Below are 13,517 nucleotides of genomic sequence, written 5' to 3'. Positions count from 1 at the left end.
CAAGACTTATCTTATCATGATTTATTCTTGTAAAATCCACCTAATATTCTTCTTATATAAAATTATCCCTACATATCTTCTATTTTCATTTAAATGCTACCTTATCCTAATGTTGATACACTAGGTAAAGTATTAGTTTATATTCTATTGTTTTTAATATTTATTTAAAATATAGTATATCAATTTGAATTTTTATTATAGGTAAGCACACAACAATATTATTATTACTGCTACTTATTATAATGTATTTAGTCTTATTATCAAAATACTAATTCCCTTGAAACTCGCATGAATAAAACAACTATTTATCTAGTTAACTATACAAAAGATAACCTATATAAATATTTATATAGGAAACTAGATAAAGTTCCAACATATAGGTGATAAACTCGAATACCACGTTCCTAAAAAAGTTATACACTTAAATAAATAAAAATACACCACCTTTAATATAGATGGTGTATAACAAATTATATTTTAATTAAACTAATTAGTTCCTAAATTAAACTTATTTATTATTTTTATAAAATATAACATGATCTCTCCACTTTCCATTTATGTGTAGATATTCTTTACATATACCTAGTTCATTAAATCCACATGCTTTTAAAACTCTTTGTGACTTTTCATTATCAACTAAAGTTGTTGCTTCTATTCTATGCAGTCCTAATTCTTCATAGGCATATGTTACAACTAAACTAACAGCTTCTTTCATATATCCATTTCCCTGATACTGTTCGTCCATAGAGTATCCTATGAATGCACTCTTAAATACACCTTGCACTATATTATATATACGTATTCTTCCTATCATCTTCTCTGCTTTATATATTCCAAAATGAGCTCCTTCACCTTTAATAAATTCTTTGTAATTCTCTATTAAAGATTGCTTTTGAACTTCTACTGTATAAAATTCTTCATCTCTGTGCGGTTCAAACTTTGATAGAAAGTCCTTATTTCTCGTATAATACTCTAATAGATCACTTGCATCATCAGAATTAAGAACTCTTATACTTACTTTATTTCCTTGAATTGTTAGCTCCTTCTTATATGCCTTATTATAAAATTCTTCTTCTACTATTCCAAATAATAAACTACCTTCATATTTAAATTTTGTTATAATACTATCTGATATATATCCTTCTAATTGAAATCCTAAGTTTGTAAAAGGAGTTAAACTTATTTTTTCATCACATATAATATTAACTTTATGAAGACTCTTGCTTTTTATTAAGTTATTTAGCATCAACTTTAGAGCATCTTGTAATGTTTTATTAGCATCTCTTCCGCTTTTATAAAATTTTAATTTTATTATTACACCTTTGTTCTCATGGTCTAAATCTAAGATTATAAATCTTCCTACTATAATTCCAGATGAATCTCTTATTATATATTTATTTGCTTCATCAGTTGCATTACTAATACTTACTTCCCTTTCACTGCTCAACTTCATTACCTCCCCTTTTAAAAATACTATAATTTCCTCTATATATTAGAAATACAAACAAGATAGAAATACTCAAGCTTATTGGTATTAAATAAAAAGTTTTTGCTGTCCCTATAATATCATTTAATCTTCCCATAATAAGATTTAGAATCATACTTATAGTGCTTGATAACGTTAAAATTAATCCTGTTATATATGAACTATTATCTTTAAAAATCTTACTAATAGTAGCTACAACTGTAGGATATGCTATTGCAAAGAATAGTCCTGTTACACATATTAAAATGAGAGCACTATGTCCAACAATTAGAGCAATTATTAATAATACACATGCAATTAGTAAAGAATATAAAACTGATTGTAAGTATCCTAACTTTTCAGCTACAAACCCACCTAATAATCTACCTATAGTAAGTAAAAAGAAAAAGGCTGACAAAAACATAGCTCCACTACTACTAGTATAGTTATAACTTTCCATGAGGAAATTAACTATCCAATTAGACATCCCCATTTCTGCAAACACGTATGTTCCTAATCCTATAGCATAGATATACATATACTTTTCTTTAAAAGCTACAGCTATATTAAATTTATTTTCTTTTTTAGTTATATTAAAATTAGGTATTTTTATAAAGAAAAATATTATTAATACTACAATAAAAATCATTGCTATTCCAAAGAATACACTTCTCCAACTTACTCCATTGTCTAAAATGTTTCCAATAGCAAATTGTCCTACCGTAGATCCAAATCCATAAAAACAATGAGCTGAATTCATCATTATTGCTTGGAATGTAATAAATAGTGCTGGTATTAACGTATTTACTCCAATCATTACAAAAGCAATACCCATGTTTATTAAAAACATTCCAATTAATAGTATTGTATAAGTTTTAGAGAAAGCTACTATTAAAACAGAGGCTATAATAGTGAAAAGCCCAGTACAGATTACATTTCTTTGTCCAAATTTTTCACATAGTAGTCCACCTATATAAGTAAATATTATGTATCCTAAAGAACATACCGATAAGAGCATGCCCATACTTGTATTATTTGTATTAAAAGTCTCTTTAAATACAGGGACAAATATTCCCTTAGTGTTATCGACTATAGCAATTACAGCCATAATAATAAATATAAATATTGTTATGGCAAAACTTTGGTTTTTCTTCACTAACATCACTCCTTTTTCAATGATATTATATCATAATTAATATATGTTTTTATTGAATTGAATTCTTTATTTTTATAGCTATTAAGTAAAGTAATTATCCTAACAAAAATATACTATTGTATATATTAATTCATTAATTCATTAATTTATATAAAAAAGATATAAATATGAATAAGAATAATAGACAAGTATTCAAATCAAGAATGGCTGATATATTAACCTACTGTAATATTGACATATGTTATCATCTATGTTTAATTTAAACTATAGGATATATTTCCTTAATTTCATATGTGCCAACAATATGTAAAGCTTATCTAAAATGAAAGGGGATAGTCTCATGATAAAAAAAGAAGAAATACAAGAAAGAGTTAATGAGTTAATACCTGAACTCATAGACTCTATAAAGGAAGCTGTAAGTTTTAGAAGCGTTATAGACGAGGATAATCCTAATTATCCATTTGGTAAAAATATAGACGATTGTCTAAAAAGCACCTTAAATTTATGTGAGTCTTTAGGCTTTAAAACTTACTATGATAAAGATGGTTACTATGGTTATGCAGAGATTGGCCAGGGACCTGAATTAGTTGGAGTTCTTGGCCACTTAGATGTAGTTCCTGAAGGAGATTTGAATTCTTGGACATACCCTCCATACGAATTAACCATAGTTGATGATAAAATATATGGAAGAGGAACTCAAGATGATAAAGGTCCTACTATAGCTTGCATATATGCAGTAAAAGCTTTATTGGACTTAGGAATCAAATTAAATAAAAGAATAAGATTTATATTTGGAACAGATGAAGAAAATCTTTGGAGAGGTATTAATAAATATAAAGAGAATGGTGAAGAAATTCCTGCTATGGGAATAACTCCCGATAGTGAATTCTTCTGTATAAATGCAGAAAAAGGATTACTTCAATCTACTTTAACTTGTAAAAAGAGTTCTAATTTAACTTTAAGTGCAGGAAATGCATTTAATTCTGTTCCCGATAACGCTACATATACAGGAACTGCAGAAGAAATTAATTCTCTTAAAAATGTATTAAACAGTTTAAATTATAAATATATTTTAAATGAAAACTCTATTTCTGTTATTGGAAAAGGTGTTCACTCTGCAGATAGTGCTGAGGGGATTAATGCTATTTCTAGACTGGCTATAGCTTTAGAAAAAATGGGCTCCTCATCTAACTCAATAAAATTCATAGCCAATGTAATTGGTGAAGATGTTGCAATTAAAAATCTCATACCAAAATGTGAAGATGTATCTGGAAAACTAACTGTAAATGTAGGTAAAATTGATTTAAATGAAGATATAGAAACTATATCTTTAGATATTAGAATTCCTGTTACCTATAAAAAAGAAGACATAGTTAATCCATTAAAGGAAAAAGCTTTAGAATATGGTTTAGAATATAATGAGTTCGACTGGATGGAATCCATATATGTTCCTGCAGACCATTTCTTAATTAAAACATTGAAAGAAGTCTATGATGAAGAAACAGGATATGATGGAATACCAGAATCATCTGGTGGAGCTACTTATGCTAGAGCTATAGATAACTGTGTAGCCTTTGGTATGGTATTCCCTACATCAGAAAAGACAGAACATCAACCAAATGAATTTATAACTATGCATGATTTAGTTAAAGCTACAGAAATTTATGCCTTAGCATTATATAAATTAGCTAAATAAGCTGAATTCTTAGAGCTTTGCTCTTTAGAAATTGTTATCAATAGTCGTAATTGCTTTACCTTTCATAAAAAATAGAAGTATCGGTTCAAGTAATTATCGGATAAACATAATTTTAAAAATAAGAATCCGTCAAGTATTATACTGACGGATTTTTTATATTATAAACTTAAATAAGCAATTACACTCTGCTAAAGGTATATTTTACTTAATGTTTATTTTTATTAGATTCCTTTTAATTAGCTTTCTTTAAGTAAGTCCTTTATTACTTCTCCACCTATTATCATTCCTGACACTGGTGGCACAAAAGATATACTCCCTGGTATTTGTCTTTTTATAGCACACTTTTTAGTCCCACCTGTACATACACACCCTGTTTTACAAGTAACCACATCATCTTGTTTTGGTTTTGTAGGCATCTCCTCAGAGTAAACTACCTTAAGGGATTTAATCTCTCTTTTTCTAAGTTCATGCCTCATAACCTTTGCAAGTGGACACACTTTAGTATCATATATATCTGCAACTTTAAATTGTGTAGGATCAAATTTGTTTCCTGTACCCATAGAGCAGATTATTTTTATACCCTTTTCATTACAATACTCTACTAGAGCAATCTTTGCTGATACAGTATCTATAGCATCTACAACATAATCAACATCATCAGTAATTATTTCTGGAATATTTTCTTTAGTAACGAAAACTTGATGAGTTATCACATTACATGCTTTATTAATTGAAAGAACTCTATCTTTCATAGCCTTAACTTTTACTTTTCCTACAGTATCATAAGTTGCATGTATTTGTCTATTTAAATTAGTTAAACAAATAGTATCATCATCAACTAAAACAATAGTTCCAACACCTGCTCTTACTAATGCTTCTACTGTAAAGCTGCCTACTCCACCTACTCCAAATACTATAATCTTACTGCCTTTTAATTTATTTAAACCATCTTTTCCTATTAATAGCTCTGTTCTTGATAATGAATGTTGTAACATTTTTGCATCTCCTTAATATGTGGTATTTACCTTATAACCTTAAAGATATTTTTAACTTTTTCCTTTAAATTATAAATAAATACATAAATTTTTATTCTCTGAATATATCAATTTTATATTTTTTACTAATATAATTCAACTGTGTATTTATGTTAAGTATTTCTAAAGCTTCATAGAAGCTAAGAACTCTGTTTATATTTACAACTTTATATACTCAAAAAAGCTAAATCTTAAAAAGTATAATTACTTTTATAAGATTTAGCTTTTTTGATTTAGATAAGATACAAATAAGTTTTACCTTTAATTTACCTTAGCTTAATTCATGAACAAAGATTCCACTTCTTAATTTTGGTTCAAACCAAGTTGATTTAGGAGGCATAACTTCTCCAGCATCAGCAATGTTCATAAGTTCTTCTATGCTTGTTGGATTCATAGAGAACGCAACTTTCATTCCTTCAGCTACTCTTCTTTCAAGTTCTTTAAGACCTCTGATTCCACCAACAAAATCTATTCTATCACTTGTTCTTGGATCTTCTATAGCAAGTATTGGTCTTAGAAGGTTTTCTTGTAGTATAGATACATCTAAACTCTTAACTGGATCTTTTGAATCATAAGTTCCATCTATAGCAGTTAACTTATACCACTTGTTATCTAAATACATTCCAAAATAACCTTTTCCTTCTGGTCTGTATTGGCCTTCTCTCTTATACTCTTCTACAGTAAACTTCTCAGAAACTTTATTTAAGAATTCTTCGCTAGAATTTCCATTTAAATCTTTTACTACTCTGTTATAATCCATTACATATAAATCATCTGCTGGGAATATAACTGATAGGAAAAAGTTGAATTCCTCTTCTCCTGTATAGCTAGGATTTGCTTCTCTTCTCATTTTACCTACTTTTACAGCAGATGCAGCTCTATGATGACCATCAGCTATATAAAGATATTTAACTGATTTAAATAACTCTTCTAATCTTTTTACAGTTTCAGTGTCATTTATAACCCATACAATATGAGATATTCCATCTTCGGAAACGAAGTTGTATTCTGGCTCTTTAGCAGTCCATGAAGCAACGATTTCATCAATTTCTCCTACATTTTTGTATGTTAAGAAAATTGGACCTGTATTTGCATTACAATGGTCAACGTGATTAATTCTATCTTGCTCTTTTTCAGCTCTAGTATGCTCATGTTTTTTAATTATATCATTCATATAATCATCTATAGAAGTACATCCAACTATACCAGTTTGAACCCTTCCATCCATGATTTGTCTATAAATATACATGCTTGTAGCATTATCTTGAATATAAGTTCCATCTTCTCTCATCTTGTCTAAAGTTTTTCTAGCTGTGTTATAAACTATTTCATCATATTGATTTGTTTCTACTGGTAAATCAATTTGTGCTTTATCAACATGTAAGAAAGAGTAAGGGTTTCCTTTAACCATTTCTCTAGCTTCTTCTGTGTTCATAACATCATAAGGAAGAGCTGCTACTTTATCAACTAGCTCTTTTGTTGGTCTTATGCTTTTAAAAGGTCTTACAACTGCCATATTTTTTCCTCCTACGTAATTAATATTATTTAAAGAAATCGAATATAGTTTGAACTATTTCTTCACCTATTCTTGTTTGAGCTTCTACTGTAGCTGCTCCAATGTGTGGTGTAACTGATACTCTTGGATGGTTAACTAGCTCTTCATTCTTAGTTGGTTCAACTTCAAATACATCAACGCCTGCTCCTCTTAATTTTCCACTATTTAAAGCTTCAAGTAAAGCAACTTCATCTACAACTCCACCTCTAGCACAGTTAATTAGTACAGCTCCATCTTTCATAATATCAAGTTGAGCTTTACCTATTGTAGCTCCTTGCTCTTTTATGAATGGTATATGAAGAGATACATAATCAGATTTAGATAATACTTCTTCTAAAGTACCATATTCATATTTATCATACCCTTCAGCTTTACCAAGGATATCAGTATACATAATTTTCATTCCTAATACTTCAGCTTTTTGAGCTAAACATTTTGAAATTCTTCCGAAACCTATTAAGCCTAAAGTTTTTCCACTTAACTCAATACCTTCATATTTTTTCTTTTCCCATTTTCCTTCTCTCATAGTCACATTTGCAGTACTTACAAATCTAGAAACTGCAAACATATGAGCTAGTGCAAGTTCTGCAACTGATGCACTACTAGAATTAGGAGTGTTAGCAACTCTTATTCCTTTTTCAGTAGCATATGCTACATCTATATTATCTACACCTACTCCACCACGGATTATTAATTTTAATCTTCCTGTTTCACAAGCTTTATCTATTATTGGTTGTCTAACCTTTGTAGCACTTCTTACTACTACTACATCAAAGTTTTGTAAAGCTACTCCTAATTCTTCAGGCTCATAAAATTTCTCTATAACTTCATATCCATTATCTTTTAATACCTGTATTCCACTTTTCTCCATGCCATCAGTAACTAATACTCTTATCATGATGATACCCTCCTAAAATAAAATTAATTAATAATTAATTATTTAAAATCTAACTTCATCCACATACATTAAGTATATAAATTGAAAACTTATACATTTTAAACTTGTATATGAATCTTTATTACTTGAAAATTAAGAAGGGAATTACCCCTTCTTAATTATTCAAGTCCTAATATTTCGTTAATGTTCTTTAATAATTCTTCAATTTCTGCTGGAGTAGTCTCTGCCATGTGAGCTATTCTGAAAGTCTTATCTTTTAACTTTCCATATCCATTAGAAATTTGATATCCTCTTTCTCCTAGAGCTTTGTTTAAAGCTGCAACATCAATATTTCTAGTATTCTTTATGTTAGTTAAAGTGTTAGACATATATCTTTCATCTGGTAATATTTCGAAGTATTTTCTTGCCCATGCTCTAACAATTTCTCCGCCTTCTATGTGTCTTGCATATCTCTTATGAAGACCTTCTTTATTTATAATCTTATCAAGTTGATACTCTAATGCAAACATGTGAGATAATGAAGGTGTTGATGGATATTGATAATCTTTCTTTTGAATGTATTCATATAATGATAAAAGATCTAAGTATAATCCTCTATGTGGAACTTGTTTTGCTCTCTCTATAGCTTTTTTAGAGAAAGTACACATTGACATTCCTGGAGGAAGTCCAATAGCTTTTTGAGTTGAAGTAATACAAATGTCTACTCCCCATTCATCTACTTTTAATTCTGTTCCTGCAGCTGAGCTTACAGTATCTAAGCAGAATACAACATCTGGATATTTTTTCACTACTTTAGCTATTTCATCTAGTGGGTTCATAACACCAGTTGAAGTTTCGTTGTGAGTAACTGTTATTAAATCATATTTTCCAGTGGCTAAAACTTCATCTACTTGCTCTGGAGTTGTTGGTGTACCCCATTCAACTTCATATAAATCTGCTGGTACATTGTTAGCTACAGCCATTTCATACCATCTCTTACCAAAAGCACCTACAGCAAAAACTGCAGCTCTCTTAGCTGTGCATGAACGAACAGCACCTTCCATAAGCCCACTACCAGAAGTAGTTGAAAGTAATATTTCTTCTTTTGTATTAAATATAACTCTCATGTAATCACTAATTTGTCTTTGTATTCTTGATGCCTCTTTGCTTCTGTGTCCTATCATTGGTGTAGCCATTTTTTCTAATACGTCTTGTGCCACATCAACTGGACCTGGTATAAATAATCTCTTGTGCATGATTCACCCTCCTAAAATAAAGTAAACTTCATAATTTCCAATATCTGATTTGAAATCAATTACATTTTAACATTTTTCCATAGGTTTCTCAACCATAATAAATTAAATATTGGTATATATTATTATAATTTAAATTTTTATTAAGTTTTTGGAAATATAATACTTATTTCAATCTGATTTCTTCGTATATTTCATCAAATATATCTTTTACACAATGTCCTCTTACAAAATTAGAGCAATTATTACAACTTTGTTCTAATTGCATAAGTATTTCATTTGGATAATATGATCTCTCATTATAAAATGAACAGTTTTGAGCAATTCTACTTTTAATTTCATTGGACACCATTACTTTAACACTCCTATGTATTATAATATTATATCTTTTGTATTATCATATATTTTATACCTACTTTTTAACTTAATAATCGAAACAATCTAAAATAGATTCTGTTTCTCTGCAATACCTAACAATTAAACACTGCCCTAAGTTTCTAGGACATTTTTTACACATACAATTAACTTCCTTTCCATCACATTTATTTTGTTTAAAATCAGGACATTTCTCACAATTGTAAACTACTATATCCATTACCATTTTTATTTCCTCTTTCTAATTTAAAATATTTCGTTATTGTTTAACCTACATAATTAAACTAGTTTAAAACAATATTATATATATGCTTATTTGTGCTTAAAATTAAAATAATTATAATATAAATACTATAGTTATCACATATAAAAATTGATATACTATAGAAGTAAAGCCTTATATATATTAAAAATATACACCTTTATTTGAAGAGTGTAAATAAATTCAAGGGAGTTGATTATTATAAAAGACTTTACCACTAGAACTCCACTACCCTATAAACTATTTTTATGCCTTAGTGGAATATTAATAATAGTATCTTTTCTTTTTAACTCACCACATCAGATATTCATTGGCTTAAGAAATATAATCTTAAACCCAGATATACTCATAACAGATTACATGGAAATTGGCGGTATTGGTGCAACTTTCGTTAACTGTGCACTTTTGATTATATTTTATGTAATAATGCTAATTTTTTTAAACGTTAAACCCTCAGGAACTATAATTGCAGGTATATTTACAGTAAGTGGTTTTTCCCTTTTCGGTAAAAACATTTTAAATATCTGGCCTATTATATTTGGTATTTGGTTGTACTCCAGATTTCAAAAGGAACCATTCTCCAATTATATAGTTACTGCACTTTTTGGAACAACTTTATCTCCAGCTTTAATTCAACTAATTGGTACTACTACAATACCTCTTTATCTATCTGTTATGATAGGTATCCTTATTAGTATAGTAATAGGTTTTTTACTTCCACCCTTAGCTTCTGCTTGTATGAGAATACATCAAGGATATAGCCTTTATAATGTAGGCCTAGCTGCAGGATTAATAGGTACAGTATTAATGTCTTTACTTAGAGCTTTTGGTATTGACTTTGAAAGTAGAATTATATGGTCTACAGGCAATAATGTTCCTTTTATTATATTATTTTCAATGATATTTTTAGCTATGATAACTTTGGGTTTTTACTATAATGGTAATAGCTTTAAAAACATTAGAAAAATAACGAGATATTCTGGTAGATTACTTACAGATTTTTATCTTATTTTTGGTGAAGGAATTACTTTAATAAACATGGGGATTCTAGGACTCTTTTCAATGTTTTTAGTGGTCTTAGTAAATGGTGACTTGAATGGTCCAACTTTAGGTGGTATATTAACTATTGTTGGGTTTGGAGCCTTTGGTAAGCATTTAAAAAATATAATCCCTATAATGTTTGGTATAATATTNNATGTACTTTCTTTAACATTTGGGAAATAAACTCGCCTAGCGTTATTCTAAGTTTACTTTTTGGTACAACTCTAGCTCCAATTGCAGGTTCTTTTGGATGGCTATGGGGAATAATTGCAGGAGTATTACATGCTTGCCTAGTAATGAATATTACATATTTACATGGTGGAATGATTTTATATAATAATGGCTTTTCAGGTGGCCTTGTATGTATGTTCTTACTACCACTAATTTCTGCATTTAGAAAGGAATATTAATTATGAAACACTTACGTCAAAGAAATATAAAAATACTTAGTGAGCTAACTAGTTACTTAGTTAGAATTGGCTGTAGTGATCTACATATAGATTTTAATACTAAGGGTGATATTACCTATATCAGCTTTACCAGTGTAAATCCTGATATTAGTGAACAAATACTAAATGATTTAACATCTCAGTTAAATATGCCAAGAAGACAAGATATTGAGGAGTATTACTGGGCTCTTAATGGAGATAATGATTCCTCTTCTGAATTAAGTTTAGTAGGCATGATGACTGATTCTGTGGATGTAAACTACACTAATGATGTATTAAAAATTAGTTTAACTAGATTAAAATAATTTTTAATACATTTTATTAAAATAAGTATAGGTAATAAAGTTTACCTATACTTATTTTAAATTTTTAGCTAATAAAGCAGCTCCAATAGCTCCAGCAAATCTTGCACTATCTTTTGTTTTAACCTGTGAGCCTAATTTTTCAGATAAACTATTTACTATATATTCACAGTTGCAAAGTCCACCAGTTAAAAAATAGTTTTGTGCAGTAGAATGCTTACCACATATGGTGGCTACTTTACTTACGATTGAATCTACAATAGCAAATGCAATATCTTCTTTCTTTCTACCAGTTCCTATTAAACTTATAACTTCTGATTCCGCAAATACAGTACACATAGAACTTATACTTGCATCCTTTCCATCAGTTGCTAACTTACATAATTCATCTATATTTACCCCTAATGTATTAGCCATAATCTCTATAAATCTTCCTGTTCCTGCAGAACACTTATCATTCATTGTGAAATTCGTTATAAGTCCTCCTTCTACAGTTATAACCTTGGTATCCTGACCACCAATATCTACTACAGTGCAATCTTCATCATATATATAAGCAGCTCCTTTACCATGACACGTTATCTCAGTTACAGTCTTATCTGCATAGGGAACCGATACCCTACCATAACCTGTAGCTATGATTTTTCTATTTTTTTTGCTTATACCTCTATCATCTAATATACTTTCTATTTTTTTTGCAGTTTCTAAACTACTCCATCCTGTAGGGATTACAAAAGTATTATTTATTATATCATTTTCAAATATAGCTACCTTTGCAGCTGTTGATCCTATATCTATACCGATGTAAAACATATGCTCCCCCCTAACTTAAATTTTAATTAACTTTCTACATAAACAAAATCTCTTTAAAAAAGCCCAACATATGAACGTTGAGCCATGAAAAGGAAAATATTATGTTTTAGAAATTGTTTAGATATCTGATTACATTATTATATTATCATAATATTAGGCTTTATAGCTTTTGAATTTTAAATAGTAATTCACTCTTCTATTACATATCTAAATGGATACTAAAACTTCTACTGGTTTAGTAAGCTCTATAAAGTTTTCACCTAAACTACACTCATAGGCAAATACATCAACTCCATTACCTTTAGCAAACCTTAATGCATCTGCAAATGCCTTATCCATTTTGTCATTTGGTTTAAAAGTACTTATATTATCCATTTGAATTAAAAATATAACTCCCGCACCTCTACCTGAGTTTTTCACCTCTATTAACTCTAAAAGATGTTTACGCCCTCTATCCGTAGGTGCATCTGGAAACATACTATGTCCATTTTCCTCTAAAGTTACCCCTTTAACCTCTAAGTAATATTCTTTTCCACTATCATTAGTTAACTTAAAATCAAATCTGCTATTACCAAAAGTTTTTTCCCTACATATAGTCGTATAACTTTCTAAGCCCTTAATCTTCTTATTTATTAATGCTTCTTCTACAATTTTATTTGGAGCTTGAGAATCTATATTTATTAACTTTCCATTTTTATATCCACCAATTAGGCTAAATCTAGTCTTTCTATTAGCTCCATTCTCTGTTCTTATTAATACATTGCATCCTGGAATTAGAATTTCTCTACATCTTCCCGTATTAGGTACATGCACCAACTCTTCTTTACCATTTATTATTACATATCCTTGAAATCTATTAGGTCTTCTTACAAATTCAACAACCCTAGTTTCTTTATCAAAAATCATATTTTTATCCTCCATGTTTATTTAAAATTTATCCACAAATAAGCTAAAATTCTTTAGAGTTTATCCACTTATAATTCTAATATGTTACTAATTATTTGATTTTATAAGTATTTATCTATAGCTTTATTTTAATTATACTATGATTAAAATAAATTTAGTATGATATTGTTCTTATATTAAATAATAAGAAAACCTCCTGTTTATAAAAACAGAAGGTTTTCTTATCTATATCATCTGGGGTGGAGGATGGGACTCGAACCCACGACAACCAGAACCACAATCTGGCGCTCTACCAACTGAACTACGTTCACCATATATGGTGCGTCTTAAGGG

At 29.1% G+C, this 13,517-nt stretch carries 14 protein-coding genes and 1 tRNA gene; 4 read left to right on the top strand and 11 right to left on the bottom strand.

The genetic code is table 11. From position 1 onward, the window contains the following. Positions 1 to 508 precede the first annotated feature (508 nt). Positions 509 to 1,453 (bottom strand): GNAT family N-acetyltransferase, encoded by a 945-nt coding sequence (locus B2671_RS10655; protein WP_414632633.1) that lies wholly within the window; start codon positions 1,451 to 1,453, stop codon positions 509 to 511. Then, positions 1,437 to 2,621 carry an MFS transporter gene (locus B2671_RS10650; RefSeq protein WP_346870395.1) on the bottom strand — a complete coding sequence of 395 codons (1,185 nt, stop codon included), beginning with the start codon at positions 2,619 to 2,621 and terminating at the stop codon, positions 1,437 to 1,439. Before B2671_RS10650 ends, B2671_RS10655 begins: the two co-directional genes overlap by 17 nt. Before the next feature lie 340 nt (positions 2,622 to 2,961). Between B2671_RS10650 and B2671_RS10645 the strand changes: the two genes are divergently transcribed. Next, entirely contained in the window at positions 2,962 to 4,317 is a 1,356-nt protein-coding gene (locus tag B2671_RS10645) for a M20 family metallopeptidase (RefSeq protein ID WP_346870394.1), read from the top strand. Between the two features lie 236 nt (positions 4,318 to 4,553). Here B2671_RS10645 and B2671_RS10640 read toward each other — a convergent pair whose 3' ends face one another. The 6 genes from B2671_RS10640 to B2671_RS10615 form a co-directional block, all read right to left on the bottom strand. Further along, the gene (locus B2671_RS10640) at positions 4,554 to 5,312 is read right to left on the bottom strand and encodes a tRNA threonylcarbamoyladenosine dehydratase (RefSeq protein WP_346870393.1); all 759 of its coding nucleotides are present in this window, start codon (positions 5,310 to 5,312) and stop codon (positions 4,554 to 4,556) included. A gap of 310 nt (positions 5,313 to 5,622) precedes the next feature. Next, positions 5,623 to 6,867 (bottom strand): DUF1015 domain-containing protein, encoded by a 1,245-nt coding sequence (locus tag B2671_RS10635; RefSeq protein WP_346870392.1) that lies wholly within the window; start codon positions 6,865 to 6,867, stop codon positions 5,623 to 5,625. Between the two features lie 25 nt (positions 6,868 to 6,892). Then, positions 6,893 to 7,804, bottom strand: a complete 912-nt coding sequence (locus B2671_RS10630; RefSeq protein ID WP_346870391.1) for a D-2-hydroxyacid dehydrogenase — start codon at positions 7,802 to 7,804, stop codon at positions 6,893 to 6,895. Positions 7,805 to 7,962: 158 nt separating this feature from the next. Next, entirely contained in the window at positions 7,963 to 9,039 is a 1,077-nt protein-coding gene (locus tag B2671_RS10625; protein WP_346870390.1) for an alanine--glyoxylate aminotransferase family protein, read from the bottom strand. A 163-nt stretch (positions 9,040 to 9,202) separates the two neighbouring features. Then, a complete protein-coding gene (locus B2671_RS10620; protein ID WP_035135212.1) occupies positions 9,203 to 9,388 on the bottom strand; it encodes a hypothetical protein in 186 nt (61 codons plus the stop codon). Between the two features lie 72 nt (positions 9,389 to 9,460). Next, entirely contained in the window at positions 9,461 to 9,637 is a 177-nt protein-coding gene (locus tag B2671_RS10615; RefSeq protein WP_346870389.1) for a hypothetical protein, read from the bottom strand. A 228-nt stretch (positions 9,638 to 9,865) separates the two neighbouring features. On the opposite strand from B2671_RS10615, the gene B2671_RS10610 reads away from it, so the two are divergent. Genes B2671_RS10610 through B2671_RS10600 form a run of 3 tightly spaced genes read left to right on the top strand, consistent with a single transcriptional unit; the run spans position 9,866 to position 11,468 of the window. Continuing rightward, on the top strand, positions 9,866 to 10,897 hold the full coding sequence (locus B2671_RS10610; RefSeq protein WP_346870388.1) for a DUF1576 domain-containing protein: 1,032 nt from the start codon (positions 9,866 to 9,868) through the stop codon (positions 10,895 to 10,897). Then, entirely contained in the window at positions 10,864 to 11,124 is a 261-nt protein-coding gene (locus B2671_RS10605; RefSeq protein WP_346870397.1) for a DUF1576 domain-containing protein, read from the top strand. The genes B2671_RS10610 and B2671_RS10605 overlap by 34 nt, the downstream gene beginning before the upstream one ends. A 2-nt stretch (positions 11,125 to 11,126) precedes the next feature. Next, positions 11,127 to 11,468 (top strand): hypothetical protein, encoded by a 342-nt coding sequence (locus tag B2671_RS10600; protein ID WP_035135210.1) that lies wholly within the window; start codon positions 11,127 to 11,129, stop codon positions 11,466 to 11,468. A gap of 51 nt (positions 11,469 to 11,519) precedes the next feature. On the opposite strand, the gene B2671_RS10595 is transcribed toward B2671_RS10600, so the two are convergent. The 3 genes from B2671_RS10595 to B2671_RS10585 all read right to left on the bottom strand — a co-directional run bounded on the left by B2671_RS10595 (position 11,520) and on the right by B2671_RS10585 (position 13,495). Next, positions 11,520 to 12,278, bottom strand: coding sequence for an acyl-CoA dehydratase activase (locus B2671_RS10595; RefSeq protein ID WP_346849293.1), 759 nt, complete (start codon positions 12,276 to 12,278; stop codon positions 11,520 to 11,522). A 207-nt stretch (positions 12,279 to 12,485) separates the two neighbouring features. Beyond that, on the bottom strand, positions 12,486 to 13,184 hold the full coding sequence (gene sfsA / locus B2671_RS10590) for a DNA/RNA nuclease SfsA (RefSeq protein ID WP_346870387.1): 699 nt from the start codon (positions 13,182 to 13,184) through the stop codon (positions 12,486 to 12,488). Positions 13,185 to 13,419: 235 nt separating this feature from the next. Continuing rightward, a tRNA-His gene (locus B2671_RS10585) sits at positions 13,420 to 13,495 on the bottom strand. Between the last annotated feature and the right edge of the window lie 22 nt (positions 13,496 to 13,517).

Origin of the sequence: Clostridium sp. UBA5119 (genome assembly GCF_002414285.1) — a bacterium.
In the GTDB taxonomy this organism is placed as follows: Bacteria; Bacillota; Clostridia; order Clostridiales; family Clostridiaceae; genus Clostridium_J; species Clostridium_J sulfidigenes.
The sequence above is the reverse complement of the archived record's forward strand: the minus strand, read 5'-3'. Positions and strand labels throughout refer to the sequence as shown.